At 56.1% G+C, this 20,308-nt stretch carries 17 protein-coding genes; 8 read left to right on the top strand and 9 right to left on the bottom strand.

Going from position 1 to position 20,308, the window contains the following annotated elements:
• Positions 1 to 38 precede the first annotated feature (38 nt).
• Complete coding sequence (locus ABRZ26_RS06690; RefSeq protein WP_319603479.1) at positions 39 to 815, bottom strand: SDR family oxidoreductase; 777 nt, start codon at positions 813 to 815, stop codon at positions 39 to 41.
• A gap of 28 nt (positions 816 to 843) precedes the next feature.
• The gene (tesA, locus tag ABRZ26_RS06685) at positions 844 to 1,527 is read right to left on the bottom strand and encodes a multifunctional acyl-CoA thioesterase I/protease I/lysophospholipase L1 (protein WP_413556159.1); all 684 of its coding nucleotides are present in this window, start codon (positions 1,525 to 1,527) and stop codon (positions 844 to 846) included.
• Between tesA and ybbA the strand changes: the two genes are divergently transcribed.
• Positions 1,450 to 2,181, top strand: a complete 732-nt coding sequence (gene ybbA, locus ABRZ26_RS06680; RefSeq protein ID WP_319603478.1) for a putative ABC transporter ATP-binding protein YbbA — start codon at positions 1,450 to 1,452, stop codon at positions 2,179 to 2,181. The genes tesA and ybbA overlap by 78 nt on opposite strands.
• Entirely contained in the window at positions 2,178 to 4,607 is a 2,430-nt protein-coding gene (ybbP, locus tag ABRZ26_RS06675) for a putative ABC transporter permease subunit YbbP (RefSeq protein WP_319603477.1), read from the top strand. The genes ybbA and ybbP overlap by 4 nt, the downstream gene beginning before the upstream one ends.
• A gap of 44 nt (positions 4,608 to 4,651) precedes the next feature.
• Here the strand turns inward: ybbP and speG are convergent, their stop codons facing one another.
• Positions 4,652 to 5,227, bottom strand: a complete 576-nt coding sequence (gene speG, locus ABRZ26_RS06670; protein WP_319603476.1) for a spermidine N1-acetyltransferase — start codon at positions 5,225 to 5,227, stop codon at positions 4,652 to 4,654.
• A gap of 606 nt (positions 5,228 to 5,833) precedes the next feature.
• Here speG and ABRZ26_RS06665 point away from each other — a divergent pair.
• Positions 5,834 to 6,262, top strand: coding sequence for a hypothetical protein (locus ABRZ26_RS06665; protein WP_319603475.1), 429 nt, complete (start codon positions 5,834 to 5,836; stop codon positions 6,260 to 6,262).
• 75 nt (positions 6,263 to 6,337) lie between these two features.
• On the opposite strand, the gene ABRZ26_RS06660 is transcribed toward ABRZ26_RS06665, so the two are convergent.
• Both ABRZ26_RS06660 and ABRZ26_RS06655 read right to left on the bottom strand, forming a co-directional pair.
• Positions 6,338 to 8,458, bottom strand: a complete 2,121-nt coding sequence (locus tag ABRZ26_RS06660) for a TonB-dependent siderophore receptor (protein ID WP_319603474.1) — start codon at positions 8,456 to 8,458, stop codon at positions 6,338 to 6,340.
• Complete coding sequence (locus tag ABRZ26_RS06655) at positions 8,451 to 9,557, bottom strand: ABC transporter substrate-binding protein (protein WP_319603473.1); 1,107 nt, start codon at positions 9,555 to 9,557, stop codon at positions 8,451 to 8,453. Before ABRZ26_RS06655 ends, ABRZ26_RS06660 begins: the two co-directional genes overlap by 8 nt.
• Positions 9,558 to 9,835: 278 nt before the next feature.
• Here ABRZ26_RS06655 and ABRZ26_RS06650 point away from each other — a divergent pair, with 278 nt between their 5' ends.
• Positions 9,836 to 12,184 (top strand): PAS domain-containing hybrid sensor histidine kinase/response regulator, encoded by a 2,349-nt coding sequence (locus ABRZ26_RS06650; protein WP_319603472.1) that lies wholly within the window; start codon positions 9,836 to 9,838, stop codon positions 12,182 to 12,184.
• A complete protein-coding gene (locus ABRZ26_RS06645; protein ID WP_319603471.1) occupies positions 12,168 to 13,226 on the top strand; it encodes an HD domain-containing phosphohydrolase in 1,059 nt (352 codons plus the stop codon). Before ABRZ26_RS06650 ends, ABRZ26_RS06645 begins: the two co-directional genes overlap by 17 nt.
• Before the next feature lie 3 nt (positions 13,227 to 13,229).
• On the opposite strand, the gene purN is transcribed toward ABRZ26_RS06645, so the two are convergent.
• Both purN and purM read right to left on the bottom strand, forming a co-directional pair.
• The gene (gene purN / locus ABRZ26_RS06640; RefSeq protein ID WP_319603470.1) at positions 13,230 to 13,868 is read right to left on the bottom strand and encodes a phosphoribosylglycinamide formyltransferase; all 639 of its coding nucleotides are present in this window, start codon (positions 13,866 to 13,868) and stop codon (positions 13,230 to 13,232) included.
• Positions 13,868 to 14,905 (bottom strand): phosphoribosylformylglycinamidine cyclo-ligase, encoded by a 1,038-nt coding sequence (gene purM / locus ABRZ26_RS06635; RefSeq protein WP_319603469.1) that lies wholly within the window; start codon positions 14,903 to 14,905, stop codon positions 13,868 to 13,870. Before purM ends, purN begins: the two co-directional genes overlap by 1 nt.
• Before the next feature lie 320 nt (positions 14,906 to 15,225).
• Between purM and upp the strand changes: the two genes are divergently transcribed.
• The 3 genes from upp (at position 15,226) to hda (ending at position 18,366) form a co-directional block, all read left to right on the top strand.
• The gene (gene upp, locus ABRZ26_RS06630; RefSeq protein ID WP_319603692.1) at positions 15,226 to 15,852 is read left to right on the top strand and encodes a uracil phosphoribosyltransferase; all 627 of its coding nucleotides are present in this window, start codon (positions 15,226 to 15,228) and stop codon (positions 15,850 to 15,852) included.
• Positions 15,853 to 16,285: 433 nt separating this feature from the next.
• Positions 16,286 to 17,578, top strand: a complete 1,293-nt coding sequence (uraA, locus tag ABRZ26_RS06625) for a uracil permease (RefSeq protein ID WP_319603468.1) — start codon at positions 16,286 to 16,288, stop codon at positions 17,576 to 17,578.
• Positions 17,579 to 17,658: 80 nt separating this feature from the next.
• The gene (hda, locus tag ABRZ26_RS06620) at positions 17,659 to 18,366 is read left to right on the top strand and encodes a DnaA inactivator Hda (RefSeq protein ID WP_319603691.1); all 708 of its coding nucleotides are present in this window, start codon (positions 17,659 to 17,661) and stop codon (positions 18,364 to 18,366) included.
• A gap of 18 nt (positions 18,367 to 18,384) precedes the next feature.
• Here the strand turns inward: hda and arsC are convergent, their stop codons facing one another.
• Positions 18,385 to 18,741 (bottom strand): arsenate reductase (glutaredoxin), encoded by a 357-nt coding sequence (gene arsC, locus ABRZ26_RS06615; protein WP_319603467.1) that lies wholly within the window; start codon positions 18,739 to 18,741, stop codon positions 18,385 to 18,387.
• A gap of 21 nt (positions 18,742 to 18,762) precedes the next feature.
• The gene (gene bepA / locus ABRZ26_RS06610) at positions 18,763 to 20,226 is read right to left on the bottom strand and encodes a beta-barrel assembly-enhancing protease (protein WP_319603466.1); all 1,464 of its coding nucleotides are present in this window, start codon (positions 20,224 to 20,226) and stop codon (positions 18,763 to 18,765) included.
• Positions 20,227 to 20,308: the final 82 nt, after the last annotated feature.

Genomic DNA, 20,308 nt, shown 5'->3' with positions numbered 1-20,308 from the left:
GTCTATGTGGGGGCTGAATTCGCCGCTTCAAGCCAAAATCAGGAACGGGTGCGTAATACATTATCCAGATAGCGCCCGGGCAGCAGACGACGCAACCACGATAGGCTGTGTGCAACCAGCGTCACCGGGTAACGCAGTTTGGGGCGCGGGCTTTCCAGTGCATGATGAAGTTTCGGCAATACGGCTTCCGGCGGCAGCGTAAAGCGTTTGGCGATGCCGGGATTGGTGACCGGCTTATCCGTTTGGGTCTGGTCGACGTTGGCGGTAAAACGGGTCGACAGCGGGCCGGGTTCGATCAGGCTGACGTGCAGACCGCTGCCGTAAAGCTCCATGCGCAACGTGTCCGACCAGGCCTCAAGGGCGAACTTGCTGGCGGCATAGGCGCCCCGACCGGGCGTGGAGACCAGTCCCATCACGGAACTGGTCTGAATAATACGACCTTCGCCGTGCGGCAGCATGGCGGGCAGCAGCAACTGGGTCAGTTGATGCGTACCAAACAGGTTACTGGAAAATTGATGCTCCAACTGCCGGCGCGAAATGCCGCTTAATAGCCCGTATAAACCGTAGCCGGCATTATTAAACAGTCCATACAGGCGGTTGCCGGTTAACGCAATCACCCGGGCGGCGGCTTTTTCCACGCTGCCGGCGTCATCCAGGTTCAGTTCAATGCCTTCCAGCCCCAATTCCGCCATGCGTTCGACATCCTCAGGACGCCGACAGGCCGCCAGCACGCGATAGCCGCGCTTGTGCAGATCCTGCGCGGCAATCAGACCAATCCCGCTGGAACAGCCGGTAATGAGCACCGTTTTTTGCATAACTTTACCTAATTCAACAGCCTATTGGTTAAGACTCATGGTTAACTAAGGGGCCTAGCCGTTCCGCCATCCAATCGGCGATAAAGGGTTGGGCGTCGCGGGTCGGGTGAATGCCATCCTCCAGTATCCATTCTGGCTTAAGGTAGACCTGTTCCATAAAGAACGGCACCAGCGGAATGGCAAACTGTTGCGCCAGCCGCGGATAGATGTTGCTGAATGACTCCGTGTAGCGGCGGCCATAATTGGTCGGCAGACGAATTTGCATCAATAACGGCTGAGCATCGGCCTGTTTGACCTGCGTAATGATTTTGGTCAGATCCTGCTCGATGCTCGGCGCAGGAAAGCCGCGCAGTCCGTCATTGCCGCCAAGTTCGATCAGCACCCAACGAGGCTGATGCTGTTTCAACAGCGCGGGCAGCCGCGCCAGCCCTTGCGCGGCGGTATCGCCGCTGATGCTGGCGTTAATGACGGTTATCTCTTTCGCTTGCGTCTGCCATTTCTGATTCAGCAAGGCGGGCCAGGCATTGGCGGCGGGCATCCGATAGCCGGCGCTGAGGCTATCGCCCAGTATCAATAAAGTATCCGCCGCGAATGCGCGTACACTGAATAATCCCAGAAGTAAAAGGATGAAAATATGTTTGCAGAGACCAGTCCAGCGAGTGCCACGCCTGTCGAAACCGGGCCCGCGGAAAACATTCTTGAAGTTCATCATCTTAGTAAACACGTTGGTCAAGGGGAACATCGGCTTTCCATCCTTACCGGAGTTGAGCTGATTGTCAAACCCGCGCAGACAATCGCGCTTATCGGCGAGTCCGGTTCCGGCAAATCAACGCTGCTGGGCATTCTTGCCGGTCTGGATGACGGCAGCGAGGGCGACGTCAGCCTGATGGGCGAATCGTTGCAAAAACTGGACGAGGAAGGCCGGGCCGCTCTGCGCGCCAGAGACGTGGGATTCGTGTTTCAGGCCTTTATGCTGGTGGCGACGCTGACGGCGCTGGAAAACGTTCAGTTGCCTGCGTTGCTGCGCGGCGAAAGCGACGGCCGCAGCCGCGGGCAGGCGGAGCAACTGTTGCAGCAGCTTGGACTGGGCGGGCGCCTGCATCATCTTCCCGCTCAGCTTTCCGGCGGCGAGCAGCAGCGGGTGGCGCTGGCCCGCGCCTTCAGCGGGCGACCTAAAGTGCTGTTCGCCGATGAGCCTACCGGCAATCTGGACCGTAAAACCGGCGAGCGTATCGTGGATTTGCTGTTTTCCCTTAATCGCGATTACGCCACTACGCTGATTCTGGTTACGCATGATGAACAATTGGCGGCGCGCTGCGAGCGGCGCCTGCGTCTGGTTGACGGCAAGTTGAGGGAAGAATCATGATCTGGCGCTGGTTCTGGCGCGAATGGCGCTCGCCGTCGTTATTGATTGTCTGGCTGGCCCTGACGCTGGCAGTCGCCTGCGTGCTGGCGCTGGGCAGCATCGGCGATCGGATGGAAAAAGGGCTAAGCCAGCAAAGCCGTGATTTTCTGGCTGGCGATCGGGTTTTGCGCGCCTCGCGTCCGGTGGATGAATCCTGGCTGCAAACCGCCCAACAGCAAGGCTTAACGCTGAGCCGGCAAATTTCGTTTATGACCATGACGTTTGCCGGCGATACGCCGCAGCTGGCAAGGGTGAAGGCAACGGACCAGCGCTATCCGTTATACGGCGAGCTCCAGACCAATCCGGCCGGGTTGAGAGCGGAGGCGGGAACCGTATTGGCGGCGCCGCGCCTGTTGGCGCTGCTGGGGTTGAAGGTCGGCGACATGCTGGATGTCGGGGATACCTCCCTGCGCATCAGCGGCGAACTGATTCAGGAACCCGACTCGGGGTTTAACCCGTTCGACACGGCGCCGCGCATCCTGATGAATCTGGCGGATGTGGAAAAAACCGGCGCGATACAGCCCGGCGGGCGTATTACCTGGCGCTATATGTTTGCCGGCGATCAACAACAAATCAGTCGGTTCAGCGATTTTATCAAGCCGAAACTGAAGCCCGATCAGCGCTGGTACGGCATGGAGGATTCAGAGGGCGCCCTGAGCCAATCGCTGAAGCGTTCGCAGCAATTTCTGCTGTTGTCGGCGTTGCTGACGCTGCTGTTGTCTATTGCCGCCGTTGCCGTTTCCATGGGGCACTATTGCCGCAGCCGCTATGATTTGGTTGCGGTATTAAAAACGCTGGGCGCCGGAAGAAAAGCCTTACGACGGCTGATTGTCGGACAGTGGCTGTCGGTGCTGGGACTGGCCGCGTTGTGCGGCAGTCTGGTCGGACTGGGCTTTGAAGCGATATTGATGAAAATGCTGGCGCCGGTATTGCCCGCCGCGCTGCCGGCCGCCGGACTATGGCCGTGGGTATGGGCGTTGGGATCGTTAGTGTCGATCTCATTGCTGGTCGGGCTGCGTCCTTACCGTCTGTTGCTGGCGACGCAGCCGCTGCGCGTGCTGCGTCAGGATGTGACGGCGAATGTCTGGCCGCTGCGCTATTACCTGCCGGTGGTGCTGCTTATCGTGGTGGGACTGCTCGCCGCGTTGTCCGGCGGCAGTTCCCTGCTGTGGGCGTTGCTGGGCGGCATGGCGGTGCTGGCGCTGTTATTGGGCGTGATCGGCTGGGGCGGGCTGCTGCTGCTGCGCCGTTTGACGGTTAAGCAATTGGCGATGCGTCTGGCGATCAATCGTCTGCTGCGTCAGCCGTGGTCGACGATCGGCCAACTGGCGGCCTTTTCGCTGTCATTTATGCTGCTGGCCCTGCTATTGGCGATGCGCGGCGATATGCTGGAGCGCTGGCAACAACAGTTGCCGCCGGGGAGTCCGAACTATTTTCTGTTAAACATCGCGGCGGAGCAGGTTCCGCAGGTGAAATCCTTCCTTGAGCGGCATCAGGTGAAGCCGGAACCCTTCTATCCCATCATCCGGGCGCGGCTGACGGAAATTAATCAGCAGGTGGCGACGGAGGTCATTCATGAGGACGATCCGGGCGGCAACACCGTCAACCGCGAACTGAATCTGACCTGGATGAACGGCATCCCCGATCACAATGTGCTGGTTGAGGGACAGGCGCCGAAAGCGGGCGAGGTCTCGATGGAAGAGAAAGAAGCCAAAGAGATGGGGATCAAGATCGGCGATACGCTGACCTTTACCGGCGATACGCAGCCTTTCAGCGCCAAAGTGACCAGTTTCCGCCAGGTGGATTGGGAGAGTCTGCGCCCGAACTTCTTCTTTATTTTCCCCGCCGGCGCGTTGGATAACCAGCCGCAATCCTGGCTGACCAGCTTCCGTTACGATGGCGATGAGAAGGTGATTACTCAGCTAAACCGCCAGTTTCCGACGCTGAGTCTGCTGGATGTCGGCAGCATGCTGCGCCAGATAGGACTGGTGTTGCAGCAGGTGAGCCGGGCGCTGGAAATCATGGTGGTGCTGGTGCTGTTCTGCGGCACCCTGCTGCTGCTGGCGCAAATTCAGGTGGGAATGCGTCAGCGCCGGCAGGAACTGATGGTGTACCGCACGTTAGGCGCGGGATTGCGTTTATTGCGCACCACGCTGTGGTGTGAATTCGCCGTGCTGGGGCTGGTGGCGGGAATGGCCGCCGCTATCGGGGCGGAAGCGGCGCTGTGGCTGCTGCAAAGCCAGGTTTTCAATTTCGCGTGGCAACCGAACCTGGCGATGTGGGGACTCTTGCCGCCGTCGGCGGCGCTATTGCTCTCGCTGTGCGGCGGCTGGCTGGGGCTGCGCTTACTGCGCGGCAAGGCGCTGTTCCGCCAGTTTGCGGGGTAGCTGCCCGCCTTACTCCGGCGCCACCGGAGTAAGGCGGCTTCCCATCACAAGGTGATATCGGCACCCGGCGCGGAGCCGCCAGTGCCGGTCACCGTTTTATGTTTTGCCAGATACTGGTGCTGGAAAATACACATTCGAATGGTATTGCGATATTCGCCGTTGATGAAGAACTCGTGTATCAGCTCGCCTTCCACTTCAAATCCCAGCTTGCTGTAGAGATGTATCGCCTTTTTGTTTTCCTTATCCACAATCAGATACAGCTTGTACAGATTCAATACTGAAAAGCCGTACTCCATCGCCAGTTTCGCCGCCGCGCTGGCATAACCCTGCCCCTGATACGCGGGGTCGATAATGATCTGGAACTCGGCCCGGCGGTGAATGTGCGTGATTTCCACCAGTTCCACCAGGCCGACTTTGGTCTGCTCATGTTCGATGATAAAGCGCCGCTCGCTTTGGTCATGAATGTGTTTGTCATACAGATCGCTAAGTTCAACAAAGGCTTCGTAGGGTTCTTCAAACCAGTAGCGCATCACGCTGGCGTTGTTATCCAACTGATGGACAAAGGTCAGGTCGTCCCGCTCCAGCGGTCGTAGCCGAACGACGTTACTCGTACCGGACATGTTTTATCCTCAAGGTTAATCCGTTAGTCGTCCTAGATTGTATGTCAAGATTGGCTTCATCGGGCCATTTCCCCTAATGCATTATTCATCACCGTCATCTTTCCGGGCGCGCCGGTTGACTTCACTCGCGGGCCTTTTTTCGCAGTGTTTGAAAAAGCGCTATTTTATCCCCTATTTGAAATTCGGCGGGCCGCGTGTCCGATAGGGAGAATGAATAATAGGGCGATGAAAATCACAATGTTGGCTAATGTATATTTTTTGATTGGTTTTCCTCTTGTTTAATTTGGGTTGGAAATTAAATTATTTATTATAATTAGGCTGTTTATTAATTTGAATGTTATTCATGTTTCATGAATTATTTTTATTGTATCTATTTTTAATTCTTTTTTGTTTTTTGTTAATGTCATGATAATTTATTGATTTTGCATGTTTTATTTTGGTGTTTTTGCTGCTTGTTTACGCTTTCAAGCCTGGTTTTTATTTTTTCCCGTTTGTGAATTGATTATTAAAATAGTCTGGTTTTTTAAAGCCAAATAAAATAGTATTGTGCGGCCCGAAATTACGGTGGCACTTCTCTTTACTATCAAATTAAGGATAATGTTCGTCATGAATAATAAATTTAAATTGGCTGCGGCTGCATTTGCAGTTTCATTGTTAGCGGGTTGTTCTTCTTATAATACCAGCCAGCCGACTTCCGCACTGGTAGGCAATGTCGAATCTACCGTAAAAGCGGATATTCAGGTTGGTGAAAAAATCCAGGGTGAAGCGACTGCTAACGTGCTGATGGGTTTCATCAAATGGGGTGAAGGCAACAATTACGTTGACGGCGTAAGCTATGGTACTGGCGGCGCGCTGTCTTTTGCCGATGCTTCCGCTTCTGTTAAGTCCGCTGCGACCTACAACGCGGTTAAAGCCGCAGGCGCTGACTTAATCGTCGCTCCGCGCTATGAAGTAACGACACAAGACTACGGCGTATTCAAGAAAATTCACGTTGTTGTTCGTGGTTATAAAGGGACTATCACCAGCGTTAAGTAAGCTTGATATCACCCGTTGCCTGACGGCGTCGACCGTCAGGCAGTTTTTCCCTTCCGTCCGTGACTCCCCAATAAATCAGAAATCCACGCTGGCGCGCAGCACGAACTGGCGCGGTTCGCCGATGGCGATGCGCAGGTTGTTTCCGCTGGATGGGTAATAGGTTTTATCGAACAGGTTCTTAACGTTGAACTGCCATTTCACCTTATAGCCGTTGATCGGCGTGCTGTAGGCGACAAAGGCGTCCGCCACCGTATAATCGTCCAGATAGAAGCTGTTCGCGGCATCGCCGGCGCGGCGTCCCACATAACGCGCCCCGGCGCCGGCGCGCAGATTATCGCCGGCATGCAGCCCCAGCGTACCGAAGTCCTGCGTCAGGAACAATGAGGCGGTATGGCGCGCCGCGTTGGTCATCTCATGGCCGTTATTTTCCGGATCGGCGGTCACTCTGGCATCGGTATAGGCGTAAGAGCCGATCAGGCTAAGCGAGTCGGTGAGTTTCCCGGCCAGATCCAGCTCAACCCCCTGAGAGCGGACTTTGCCGGCGGTACGCGTCACCGTCTCTCCGTTGCCGTCAAGTTCGCTTACCATCACATTGCGTTTCTGAATATCGAACAGCGCCACGTTGGCGGTAATCCGATTGGGCAGATCCAGCTTGGCGCCGATTTCATAGGCGGCGCCGATTTCCGGCGGCAGCGAGTCGATTTGCGTGGCGATCGACGAGTTGGGTTTAAACGACTCGCTGTAGCTGGCATAAAGCGATGAATTCGGCGTCAGACTGTAAATAATGCCCGCGCGCGGTACGACGCGATGGTATGAACTGTCCGTATTGGTCTTGAATGGCCGGCCTTTGCCCGCCATCACCTCAAAGCTGTCGTAACGTAAACCGCCCAGCAGTTGCCAGCGATCGTTAAGGCGGATCGCGTCCTGCATAAAGAAGCCGGTGCTGTCGATATTTTCCCGCTGATCGCTGTCTGCCGCGCTGACTCTGGTGGTGGCCGGCTGCTGGCCGTAGACCGGGTTGTAAATATCGAAACCATAGCGCTTGCTCGCCTGGTCGCGCAGCATGTCGCCGCGGTATGTGCGGTCGGCCTCGTGGTCAAAGCCGAACAGCAACTGGTGATTGACGCGTCCCCAATCGACATCGCCATTCAGCGTTAATTGAACCGCCTGCGTCTGGGCATGGGCGTAGCCGGTGGCGTCCGCCTGACGGGTCAAGATGCCCGTATCGGCATTATAGCTGGTCGCCCGCGCCTGATTATCGCTGTAGCGGTTGCGGCTATAAGCGTAGGTCAGGCTGCTTTTCCAGCGGTCGGTCAGGTTGCGATCAACCTGCAAGGTAATGCTGTCCTGATCGCCGCGGGTGGCGTTGTAATGCTCGTCGAAACGACGTTCGCGCGGGGTATTCACCGGCTTGCCGGTATTGGAATCGATAACGGTGCCGCGGTCGAACGGCGTCAGATATTCCATATGCTCATAGGCCACCCGCAGCGTGGTGTCTTCCCCATACCACATCAGCGACGGCGCGATGGTGGTTTGACGGTTGCGGCCGAAATTACGCCAATAGTCGGTTTCATCATGGTCGACGATCATCCGGTAAGCCAGCCCGGAAGCGCCCAGCGGCCCGGTAACGTCTAACTGGCCGCCGCCGCCGTTAAAGCTGCTGCCCCAGCCTTCAATATGCGTCTTTTGCGTTAACTGCGGTTTTTTGCTGATGATATTGATCACGCCGCCGGGTTCGCCCATGCCATACAGCATGGAGGCGGGGCCTTTCAGTACCTCGACGCGTTCGCCGGACGGCGTAAAATTACGCGCCTGAATCGAGCGCACGCCGTCGCGAAACAGCGAACCGTCACGATTATCGCCAAAGCCGCGTTTCATCAGCGCATCCTGGGTGCCGCCGAGCGTGTTGGCCTGCGTAATACCGCTGACGTTATATAGAGCTTCATCAATATTGCGTACCGCCCGGTCTTCAATGACTTGCTGCGGCACGACATTTACCGCCTGCGGGACATCCAGCAACCGGCTTTCGGTGCGGGTGCCGGTAACGGTTTTATGCGGCTGATAACCGGTTTCTGCGCCGGATGTCGTTCCCGCCGTCGCCGTGACTTCCAGCGTATCCTCCTGGGTGGCGGCCTGAATATTGAAAGGCAGCAGCGTCAGCAGCGGCCAGCCATATCGTAACAACGTGTTATTCATGTGCAAGTTGACTCCAGTAAGTCCCTGAATAATCAATAGGTAAAAAGTCTTGGTAGAGTTTTTTCATGGTTAATTGCGGGTCGATATCGGCGAAGAGATCGGGGTAGAGCGCTTTTGCGAACATCTCCACCATCACCATGTGGTAAGGACTAAGGTAAAAGTTGTGCCACATACTCCAGGCTCGACCCGTTCGAACCGCCTGTAGATGAGATAAGAGCGGATCCTGACGAATCAGCTTGCCGAAGCTGTCCTGCGCCTGTTGAGGATTGACCTGCGGGCCGAGCATCAGGTTGGAAAAGCGTTTCCCTTCCGGCCCAGCCATGCCGGTGGCGATATAAACCTCGGGGTTGGCCGCCAGCACCCGTTCCGGGCTGAGTTCGCCGTACACGCTGCTGATGGCGCCGGCGGCAATATTTTCACCGCCGGCGAAGGCCAGCAACTCGCCCAGATTCCCGCCGACGGCGGTGGTGCAGCAGGTGTCGCGGCGACCAAGATGCAGGTGCAGCATCACCGTGGTTTTTTTACCGTGGTATTGATCGAGGCGTTGACGAATGACAGTCATGTGCCGCTGATAAAATTCGCTGAACGCCGCGGCCCGCTCAGGTTGATTCAACACCTCTCCCAATAGTCGGAGGCTGGGGAGCGTGTTGTTGAGCAAATCGATGCGTAAATCGACATAGATCACCGGCACGCCGGCATTGGTCAGCGTTTGTAGCAGTTGCTCGTCATCGGCGGTGGTTTTCGCCAGCCGCGGCAGAATCACCAGGTCGGGTTTTAACGGCAGCAGAATTTCCGCGTTCATACTGTGCAAATTGCCGTTGCCTAACTGGGGGATCCGGCTGATTGACGGAAATTTTTCCGTATAGCGTCGCCAGCTTTGCGCATCGTAACGCGCCATATCGCCCGGCCAGCCGACGATATGGCGCGCCGGATTGTCCGGATCAAGCAGCGCCAGCGTGTAAAGCATGCGGCTTTCGCCAACGACGATGCGTTGCGGCGCATCCGGAATGGCGACCTGCCGGCCGAGAATATCGGTGACGTTTTTAGCCAGGGAGAAGGAACTCAGGAGTGATAAAAAAAAGAGTATGACGACGCGCATGATGAGTTCTGTAAAAAAAAGATGGCAGAAGATAATCATTGTTATTCTTATTATCAACGCTCAAAGGGTGGGGATAATGCGCGGCGAAAGCAGATAGCGTTATAGATCTTGGTGTTATTGCCGATTAAATAAGTAATTAAAGCGAAAGGCGTCCGGCGGGGGCGATAGGAAAGTACGTTAATCGTTAGTCTAATATAAGAGCATTCCTATTGTTAATGAAGATTGGATGGCGATGCGCTACCATTGCGGGGCAGGATCGCCATGCAAGGAGAAAGTGAATGGGGGAGTCGAGCGGGATAGGGGAGCAGTTTCAGCATGACAATAAATCCGGCCGGTTGATTATGCTTGGCCCGGTTTGCAGCGGGATAACGTTATCGGCATGTCATCGGTCTTCTCTCACGCTGGTACGCGGCGCGGCGCTGGAACAATTGCCGGAACCGGGCAACAGCGATATTGAGATATTATTTACCTCATTGGACTGGATGAGGTCGCTTTCGCCCGCGCAGGGCGTCGAACTGGCGCGCTATGGACGCAACGTCGACGCCTGGGTGGCGTTTACCGATGGCGCGACCCGCATCCACGAACAACTCGATTGGCAAAAACAAGGGGTAGATTATTTTTTTCCCGCCATACGGGAAACGTCCGATCTGGCGCTGGTGCTGGATGCGGTCAGTCCTCGGCCCGACCGGCACGACGATCCCGCTAACTGCGTGCCGGGCAATCTGTTGCAATCCATACTCGATCATCTTCCCGCCGGCGTATTCTGGAAGGACTATGACTCGCGCTATCTCGGCGCCAACCGTTATTTTACGCATGATGCCGGGCGGCGCGATCCCGCTGAAATCATCGGGCGCGATGATTTTGAACTGTTTGACGGCGCAAGGGCCGCGGCATATCGCGAAGACGATCTGGCGGTACTGAACAGCGGTCGGCCCAAAATGAATATTCTGACCTGCGTTGAGCCGGAGACGGGCGAAAAACGCTGGCTAAGCGTGAATAAGGTTCCTTTGCGTGACGCGCGCGGCGAACAAATCGGCTTATTGGGCCTGTATCTCGATATTACCCGTTTTAAGGAAGCCGAGCGGGCGTTGATCGAAAGCGAAGCGCGTTTCCGTTTCTTTCTGGACAATGTCGATGAAGGCGTGGTGGTGTTCGATCGGCAAGGCATCATCGTCGATGTCAGTTCGCGCTGGCTTGAACTGTTCCGCTGCCGGCGCGAGGACGCGGTCGGTCTGCCGGTGCTTGATTTTACCAGCCAGACGGCTGTTCCCATGGCGATACAGTTGATCGGCGAAAAATGGTCTGAGTCCTATGAATCCGAAATGCTGAGGAAAGACGGAACGACGTTTCCCGCCATTGTGCGCGGCCGGGATCAGCTTTTTGGCGGCCAGGGTTTGCGCCTGACGACCGTGCTTGATATCACCCGGCAAAAAGAGGGCGAGCAGGCGCTGAAGCTCGCCAAGATGGAAGCGGAACGCGCCAACCAGGCTAAATCCGAATTTCTTTCCAGCATGAGCCATGAATTGCGCACGCCGATGAATGCCATCCTGGGCTTCTCCCAGATTATGGAATTCGACGAGCAATTGAGCGACGATCAATTAGACAATGTCAGAGAAATTCTCAAAGCCGGTCGGCATCTGCTTGGTTTGATCAATGAAGTGCTGGATCTCGCCAAAATTGAATCCGGCGCGGTGACGCTGTCAATTGAAGCGGTGGCGCTATCTGAGCTACTGCGGGATTGTCGGCAACTACTCCAGCCCCTGGCCGCCGACAGGCAAATATCCCTGAATCTGGACGTACCCGCTGCGCTGGCGGTGAGCGCCGATCGGATCCGCCTGAAACAGGTGCTGCTGAATTTACTGTCCAACGCCATCAAATATAATCGCCCCGGCGGTGAAGTGCGTATCGAACTGGAAAGGCGCGCGACATGGCTGCGTATGGCCGTCGTTGATACGGGCAACGGCATCGCCGGCGAGCGCCTGAGGGAATTATTTCAATCCTTTAACCGGCTTGAGGCGGAAAACAGCCAGATTGAGGGAACCGGTATCGGCCTGGTGATTACCCGTAAACTGACCGAAGCCATGGGCGGCAGAATCGGCGTGGAAAGCGAACCCGGCAAAGGGAGCCGCTTCTGGGTGGAATTGCCGCTGACCGATCTGACGCCGCAGGAGCAAGCCGTGAGGGAGAGAGTTCCCCGCGTGATGCCGCTCACCGACGATCGCCGTCGGCATTACATCCTGTATATCGATGATAATCCGGTTAATCTCAAGCTGGTGGCGCAAATTCTGGATAAATTGCGCCACCTCTCGTTGATAACGATGCATACGCCCGAACTGGGGATCGAATTCGCCGCCGCTCACCAGCCTGATTTAATTCTGCTGGATATCAATCTTCCCGGCATGGATGGTTACGAAGTGCTCAAGGTACTCAAATCCCATATCCGGCTGCGGCAGGTTCCGGTGATTGCCGTATCGGCCAACGTGATGCCGCGCGATATTGAACGGGGCATGGCGGCGGGTTTTTCCGACTACCTGACCAAGCCGCTGGATATCGGCCGGTTCCTGGCCAGCATTGATGCTTATTTGTACCATGACAAAGGGAATTCACACCATGATGAACAAGCATGATGATGCCCGCATCCTCATCGTCGATGATGAAGCGGCGAACCTCAAAGTATTGGCCAAACTGTTGGTCAGCGCGGGGTATTGCCACCTGGTCAGCATTCAGGATCCGCGCCTGGTGATCCGTACTTATCTGGAATCCCGGCCCGATCTGATCCTGCTGGACATCAATATGCCGTATTTGGACGGTTATCAGATTATGCAGCAGCTGAAGGCGTTGAACGATCCGCTGTTGCCGCCGGTCATGGTGCTGACTGCTGACCAGGGTCGTGACCGATTATTGAAAGCGCTGAGCATCGGGGCGCGGGACTATGTCAGTAAACCTTTCGATCGCACCGAACTGCTGATGCGGGTGCGCAACCTGTTGGATGCCCACCTGGCGCATCGGCTGATGTATGAACAGAAAGACGTGCTGGAAAAGATGGTTCGCCTGCGCACCAGGGAATTGCTTGATACGCGTTTGCAGGTTGTGCGCCGGCTGGCTCGGGCGGCGGAATATCGCGACAGCGAAACCGGTCTGCATATTACGCGCATGAGCCAGACTTCTGCGCTGCTGGCGCGCCGCATGGAGTGGCCGGACGATGATGTCGAACTTATCCTGCATGCCAGCCCGATGCATGATGTCGGGAAAATCGGTATTCCGGACGCTATTCTGCTCAAGCCGGGCAAACTTGATGCGGATGAATGGGAAATTATGCGTCAGCATACGGTTATCGGCGCCGAATTACTGGCTGGCGATGACTCCATGCTGATGGCGATGTCGCGGGAAATCGCGTTGACCCATCATGAAAAATGGGACGGCAGTGGTTATCCGCGCGGCTTGTCGGGCGAAGATATTCCGCTGTCGGGACGAATTGTCGCGGTGGCGGACGTGTTTGATGCGTTGCTTTCCGTGCGGCCGTATAAACCGGCCTGGCCGCGGGAACAGGCGATTGATTACATCAAGTCGGAAGCGGGCGCCCATTTCGATCCCGACGTGGTCGGCGCTTTTCTGGATATCCTGGATGATATCGTCGCCATCCAGGAGCGGTATTGTGAGTCCAGGTGAAGGCTATTCGGCGGCATAGCCCTGGGGAGGCACGCGCACGCCATCCAGCCAGGCTTCATTTTCCTGCATACGTAAACGGCCCGACAGGAACCAGTTGACCACCAGGGGATAAATGGTGTGTTCCTGTACATGAACGCGTTGCTTCAGACTTTCTTCGTCATCATCCGAAAATACCGGCACTCTGGCCTGTAGGATCAGCGGGCCGCCATCCAGTTCGTCCGTCACGAAATGCACCGATGCACCATGGACGGCGTCGCCGTTTTGCAAGGCTTGGCGGTGGGTGTGCAGCCCAGGGTATTTCGGCAGCAGGGACGGGTGGATATTCAGCATTTTGCCGCTGAACTGCGCGACGAACGCCGGGCTGAGGATCCGCATATAGCCGGCCAGTACAATCAGCGCCGGATCATACTGGGCGATTTCCTGCGCCATTGCCGCATCATAAGCGGCGCGATCGGCAAAATCCGCCGGATTGATGACATGCGCCGGTATTTCCGCTTCTTGCGCGACCTGCAAGCCGTAGGCTTCAGGATTATTGCTGAATACGGCGGCTATCTTTCCATTGATACGATGACGCTTGCAGGCGTCGATCAACGCCTGCAAGTTGCTTCCTTGACCCGATATCAGGATAACAAAGTTCTTCATCAGTTAATGACCACTGCCTCTTCGGCGTCAGTCTGATTAATCACGCCGATTTTCCATGCTGTTTCGCCACTGCCGTTTAATAAGGCAATGGCCTCGTCTGCCAGTTCGGTCGGCAGTGCAATGATCATACCAACACCACAGTTGAATGTGCGATACATTTCGTGGCGGCTGACGTTGCCCGCCTGTTGCAGCCAGTTGAATACCGCCGGCCACTGCCAGCTTGATTCATCGATGACGGCCTGCATGCCTTCCGGCAATACGCGCGGAATGTTTTCCCAGAAGCCGCCGCCCGTCAGGTGGCAAATGGCGTGGACGTCGATTTTTTCGATCAGCGCCAGGATCGACTTAACGTAGATTTTCGTCGGCGCCAGCAGGTGGTCGGCCAGCGGCTTGCCAGCCAGATCAACCGTGGCCGGGTCGGCTTTACTGACTTCCAGGATCTTGCGCACCAGCGAGTAGCCGTTCGAGTGCGGGCCGCTGGAGGCTAGGGCGATCAGCGTATCGCCCGACTGTACTTTACTGCCGTCGATGATTGCGGATTTTTCCACCACGCCGACGCAGAAGCCGGCGACGTCATAATCTTCGCCGTGATACATGCCCGGCATTTCCGCCGTTTCGCCGCCCACCAGCGCGCAGCCTGATTGTTTACAGCCTTCCGCGATGCCCGTAATCACGCTGGCCGCCGTATCGACATCCAGTTTGCCGGTGGCGTAGTAATCCAGAAAGAATAAAGGTTCAGCCCCTTGCACGACTAAATCGTTAACGCACATGGCGACCAGATCGATACCGATAGTGTCATGGCGTTTGAGATCCATCGCCAGACGCAGCTTGGTGCCGACCCCGTCAGTGCCGGAAACCAGAATGGGTTCGCGGTATTTTTGCGGTAAGGCGCACAGGGCGCCGAAACCCCCCAGGCCACCCATAACTTCCGGGCGGCGGGTCTGTTTCACTACACCCTTGATACGGTCTACCAATGCATTACCCGCATCAATATCCACGCCTGCGTCTTTATAGCTGAGAGAGGTTTTGTCGGTCACTACGGAGTCCCCACGGAGGTTACAATTTGTGGTCAAAAACACTTGTCGGTAAAAATGGAGCGCGCTAATTCTAACAGCGCGAGCAAACGTTTGCGAGCGATGAGTCGCCGGGGTTTCATTTTTCCTCATCGCCGGCAATTTCCTTTACCGGTTGATCTGGATCACGCTTAATCGTATGTCGCTTGCGTAAAAAAGCGGTATAATCCGGCGATTTTTTTGATAGCGGGCTGTTCTGCCCGCCACCCTGCGGGCCGCCGCAAACGGCGTTTAAAAAACGCTCCGGGCGTTTTTTTACCGTCCACTGTCTAGGGAGAATAATGATGAAGATCGTTGAGGTGAAACACCCGCTCGTCAAACATAAACTTGGCCTGATGCGTGAGAACGATATTAGCACCAAACGTTTTCGCGAGCTGGCTTCCGAAGTGGGGAGTTTATTGACCTATGAAGCAACGGCCGGTTTAGAAACTGAGAAAGTGACCATCGAAGGTTGGTGCGGCCCGGTTGAAATCGATCAAATCAAGGGCAAGAAAATTACCGTTGTGCCTATTCTGCGTGCCGGTTTAGGGATGATGGAAGGGGTGCTGGAAAACGTTCCCAGCGCCCGTATCAGCGTGGTGGGCGTTTACCGTAATGAAGAGACGCTGGAGCCGGTACCCTATTTCCAGAAGCTGGTTTCCAATATCGATGAACGTATGGCGCTGGTGGTGGACCCGATGCTGGCGACCGGCGGCTCAATGATCGCCACTGTCGATCTGCTGAAAAAGGCCGGCTGCCAGAGCATCAAGGTACTGGTGCTGGTCGCCGCGCCGGAAGGTATCGCCGCGCTGGAAAAAGCGCACCCGGATATCGAACTTTACACCGCGGCGATTGATAAGGGCCTGAATGCACAAGGTTATATCATGCCGGGTCTGGGCGACGCGGGCGATAAGATATTCGGCACCAAATAACCGTCAGGCCGGCTTAATCAGTCGGCTTTTTTATGGCGGGCTGTCCCTGCCCGCCACCCTTGCGGGCCGTCGCAAGAGACGTTGAAAATCGCTCCGGGCGATTTTTTATGGCGGGCTGTCCCTGCCCGCCACCCTTGCGGGCTGTCCCTGCCCGCCACCCTTGCGGGCCGTCGCAAGCGACGTTGAAAATCGCTCCGGGCGATTTTTTATGGCGGGCTGTCCCTGCCCGCCACCCTTACGGGCCGTCACTTCGTGACGTTGAAAATCGCTCCGGGCGATTTTTTATGGCGGACTATTCGTGTCCGCCGCCCCGCAATCATAACAGCATCTTTCTACCTGAATATGAGCTTTGGGCGGGGTGGGTGCGGCAGTAATAACACGTGCGGACGCCATGCCGAGCACGATAAATAGCCACTTTACAGAGGATACAAAGATGACACGTCGCGCCATCGGGGTAAGTGAACGTCCGCCCTTGTTGCAAACCATACCGCTGAGTTTCCAACATCTGTTTGCGATGTTCGGCGCCACCGTACTCGTGCCTATTCTGTTCAAGATTAATCCGGCTACCGTATTGTTGTTCAACGGTATCGGCACCCTGATCTATTTATTCGTCTGTAAAGGCAAGATCCCGGCCTACCTGGGATCCAGCTTTGCCTTTATCTCGCCGGTGCTGTTGCTGTTGCCTCTGGGCTATGAAGTGGCGCTGGGGGGCTTTATTGTCTGCGGCTTACTGTTCTGTCTGGTGGCGCTGATCGTCAAAAAAGCGGGAACGGGATGGTTGGATGTGCTGTTTCCGCCGGCGGCGATGGGGGCGATCGTGGCCGTTATCGGTCTGGAGCTGGCCGGCGTGGCCGCCGGAATGGCCGGCTTGCTGCCTGCCGACGGCGCCTCTGTCGATACCACGGCGGTGACCGTTTCTCTGACGACGCTGGCGGTAACGATTCTGGGTTCGGTGCTATTCCGTGGTTTTCTGGCGATTATCCCGATTCTGATCGGCGTGCTGGCCGGTTACGCGCTGTCATTCGCCATGGGGATCGTGGATTTGACGCCTATCGCGCAGGCGAATTGGTTCGCATTACCGACGTTTTACACTCCGCGTTTTGAATGGTTCGCCATTCTGACCATCCTGCCGGCCGCGCTGGTGGTGATCGCCGAACACGTCGGGCATCTGGTCGTCACCGCCAATATCGTGAAAAAGGATTTGATGCGTGAACCGGGTCTGCATCGTTCCCTGTTTGCCAACGGCATTTCTACCGTGTTGTCAGGTTTCTTTGGCTCTACGCCGAACACCACCTACGGTGAAAATATCGGCGTGCTGGCCCTGACCAAGGTATATAGCACCTGGGTGATTGGCGGCGCGGCGATCCTGGCGATTCTGTTGTCCTGCGTCGGCAAACTGGCGGCGGCGATTCAGGCGGTGCCGGTTCCGGTGATGGGCGGCGTATCGCTGTTGCTGTACGGGGTGATTGGCGCGTCGGGTATCCGTGTCCTGATTGAATCCAAAGTGGATTACAACAAGGCGCAAAACCTGATTTTGACCTCCGTTATTCTGATTATCGGCGTTAGCGGCGCGAAGGTGCATATGGGCGCGGCCGAACTGAAAGGGATGGCGCTGGCGACGGTCGTGGGGATTGGCATGAGCCTGCTGTTTAAACTGATTAGCCTGTTCCGTAGCGAAGAAACGATCCTTGATGCGCAGGAAACAGAGGAATCGGCTTCACGTTGAGGCCGGGTATCGGCAACGGGCTCAACAGAGCCCGCTTTCTGTGATAGACTCAAATCGTTTTCCTGCCTGTCTTGCTTGAGGTGATTCTGAACACGCCGGCACAGCTTTCATTGCCACTTTATTTACCTGATGACGAAACCTTCTCCAGTTTCTATCCGGGAGAAAACGCGTCTCTTCTTGCCGCGATTACCGCCGCTTTGCATCAGGAACACGGAAGCTATATTTATTTCTGGTCGCGGGAAGGCGGCGGACGCAGTCACCTGCTGCACGCGGCGTGTGCTGATTTATCCCATCGCGATCAGGCGGTCGGCTATGTGCCGTTGGATAAACGCGCCTATTTCGTGCCTGAAGTGCTGGACGGCATGGAGCAGTTGGCGCTGGTGTGCATCGACAATATTGAATCGATCGCCGGCGATGAAGCCTGGGAAATGGCGGTGTTTAACCTCTATAACCGTATTCAGGAAACCGGCCGCACCCGCTTGTTGATCACCGGCGATCGTCCTCCTCGCCAGCTTAATCTGCGTTTGCCGGATCTTTCCTCCCGTCTGGATTGGGGACAAATCTATAAACTTCAGCCGTTATCGGATGAAGAGAAAGGGGAAGCATTGCAACTGCGGGCGAAACTGCGCGGTTTTGAACTGCCGGAGGATGTCAGCCGTTTTCTGCTTAAGCGGCTCGATCGGGAAATGCGCACGTTGTTCATGACGCTGGATCAGCTCGATCATGCCTCCATCACCGCCCAGCGCAAACTGACCATTCCCTTTGTCAAAGAGATCCTCGGGCTTTAGTTCGAGGATCTTCGCCTTTTACAGAATTTCCAGCACCTGTTCCGGCGGACGACCGATGCGCGCCTGCGTACCGGCCACCACAATGGGGCGCTCGATCAGTTTTGGATGTTCGATCATCGCCTGAATCAGTTGCTCTTCGCTCAGACTCTCGTCGGCAAGGTTGAGCTGACGGTAGATTTCTTCTTTACGGCGCATCAGATCGCGCGCGCCGGCCAGACCGAGCTGATGAATCAGACGCGTCAGGGTCGCGGCATCGGGCGGCGTTTCCAGATACAGCACCACCTGGGGAACGACGCCGTGCTGTTGCAGCAGCGTCAGCGTTTCCCGGCTTTTGGAACAGCGTGGGTTATGGTAAATCGTCACAGCGTGGGTCATGCGTTGCTTTCCTTATATTCATCAGGACTTCTGGTACTGACGAAAACGTTGTTGAAGCTGGCGCAGCTGATCGATACGGGCGTCGTAGCGAGCCTGTTCCAGACTGCCGAGTTTCACCAGCGAGCTGGCGTTGCTCAATAAACGGATCGACTGGTCGAGCTGACCGGCCAGCGCCAGACTTTCCGCCCTGGCGGATAATTCCTCCGCGCGCACGCCTTGCGCGGCGGCGGCCTGCGCCAGCAAATCCCAGCCGTTGGGATCGTCGGCGTGGGCGTAGGTGTAGCGATAGAGAATTTTACTCGCGGCGGCAGGCTGTTTCCCTTCAACGTAGGCATTCGCCAGATTAAGCTGGAGCACCGGATTGCTTTGTACGCCCGATGCCTTTTCCAGCCGGGCGATAGCCTGCGGCGCGCGATTTTGCCCCAAGTCGATATCGGTCATTAAATCCAGGAACCACGGATTATTCGGCGCGTTGCTCAGCAAAGGTTGTAAGACGCGGCGAGCGTCATCGTATTTTTTTGCCTGATAAAAACGGATGGCCTCGCCGTATTTGGCCGCCAGCTGTTCGCGGACGTTTCCTTTCGCCCAGGCATTCAATAAATCGTCGCTCAGCGGATATTGCGCTGAACCATACATGCCGAAAGTCCGCACTTTGGCGAGCAGGAAATCCTGAGAGGATTGCACCGGCGTGGAACGCATCTGATTGGCGCGGTTGCGCGCATCGGACAGACGGCTTTCGGGCAGGGGGTGAGTCAGTAAAATTTCCGGCGGTTTTGATGAATATCGCGACTGGTCGGCCAGTTTTTGCAAAAAATTCGGCATGGCTTGCGGATCAAAGCCGGCGCGTTGCAACACCTGGATGCCGATGCGATCCGCTTCCTGTTCGTTAGCCTGCGTAAAGGTAATCAATCCCTGCTGACTGCCGGCAATCGTCCCGCTCAGCGCCGCCATCCCCAACTGGGGGTTAGCCATCGCCAGCAGAATGGAGCCTAACGCGCCGACCCAGGTCAGCGGCGCGCTGCGTTGTTGCGACTCCATGGTGCGCGCCAGATGGCGCTGGGTAACGTGCGAAATTTCATGCGCCAATACCGACGCCAGTTCGCTTTCGCTGTCCGCATAGCGAAACAGCGCCGAGTGCAGAACGACGTTGCCGCCAAAAAAGGCAAAGGCGTTGATCTCGTCGTTGCGGATCAGGAAAAAGTGAAAGGGTGTACGTACCGAATCGGCCTGTTTGACCAGACGATTGCCTAATTGGTTAATGTAGTTGGATAACAGCGGATCGTTAATCAGCGGGGCGCCGGCGCGTAATTGGCGGACATAAAAATCGCCCATCGCCAGTTCCTGATTGATGCTAAGCGTGCCGCCGGCCGTGGTGCCGATCTCAGGCAATCGATCCTGTACCTCAGCCTGCGCAGGAAGCATATTGCCGCTCAGTATCGCCCCCGACAGGATGGCTATGACCATTTTTCTTAACCGGCTAGACATAACGGAAGATAACCTTATCAACATCTGTACGTGAAGGATTCTGCTAACCATCTTAGCCAGCGCGGGCGCACAAAGAAATATT

This window comes from Brenneria sp. L4-2C, from assembly GCF_040240335.1.
Taxonomy (GTDB): domain Bacteria; phylum Pseudomonadota; class Gammaproteobacteria; order Enterobacterales; family Enterobacteriaceae; genus Brenneria.
Note: the sequence above shows the minus strand (reverse complement) of the source record. Positions and strands in the feature narration are given on the sequence as shown.

Bases quoted from the DNA above. Each gene is read 5' to 3' on its own strand.
- ybbA (WP_319603478.1), top strand. From the start codon at position 1,450: ATGTTTGCAGAGACCAGTCCAGCGAGTGCCACGCCTGTCGAAACCGGG.
- ybbP (WP_319603477.1), top strand. From the start codon at position 2,178: ATGATCTGGCGCTGGTTCTGGCGCGAATGGCGCTCGCCGTCGTTATTG.
- bepA (WP_319603466.1), bottom strand. From the start codon at position 20,226: ATGTCTAGCCGGTTAAGAAAAATGGTCATAGCCATCCTGTCGGGGGCG.
- upp (WP_319603692.1), top strand. From the start codon at position 15,226: ATGAAGATCGTTGAGGTGAAACACCCGCTCGTCAAACATAAACTTGGC.
- ABRZ26_RS06655 (WP_319603473.1), bottom strand. From the start codon at position 9,557: ATGCGCGTCGTCATACTCTTTTTTTTATCACTCCTGAGTTCCTTCTCC.
- ABRZ26_RS06690 (WP_319603479.1), bottom strand. From the start codon at position 815: ATGCAAAAAACGGTGCTCATTACCGGCTGTTCCAGCGGGATTGGTCTG.
- ABRZ26_RS06650 (WP_319603472.1), top strand. From the start codon at position 9,836: ATGGGGGAGTCGAGCGGGATAGGGGAGCAGTTTCAGCATGACAATAAA.
- ABRZ26_RS06645 (WP_319603471.1), top strand. From the start codon at position 12,168: ATGATGAACAAGCATGATGATGCCCGCATCCTCATCGTCGATGATGAA.
- speG (WP_319603476.1), bottom strand. From the start codon at position 5,227: ATGTCCGGTACGAGTAACGTCGTTCGGCTACGACCGCTGGAGCGGGAC.
- ABRZ26_RS06660 (WP_319603474.1), bottom strand. From the start codon at position 8,458: ATGAATAACACGTTGTTACGATATGGCTGGCCGCTGCTGACGCTGCTG.
- ABRZ26_RS06665 (WP_319603475.1), top strand. From the start codon at position 5,834: ATGAATAATAAATTTAAATTGGCTGCGGCTGCATTTGCAGTTTCATTG.
- purN (WP_319603470.1), bottom strand. From the start codon at position 13,868: ATGAAGAACTTTGTTATCCTGATATCGGGTCAAGGAAGCAACTTGCAG.
- tesA (WP_413556159.1), bottom strand. From the start codon at position 1,527: ATGATGAACTTCAAGAATGTTTTCCGCGGGCCCGGTTTCGACAGGCGT.
- uraA (WP_319603468.1), top strand. From the start codon at position 16,286: ATGACACGTCGCGCCATCGGGGTAAGTGAACGTCCGCCCTTGTTGCAA.
- arsC (WP_319603467.1), bottom strand. From the start codon at position 18,741: ATGACCCACGCTGTGACGATTTACCATAACCCACGCTGTTCCAAAAGC.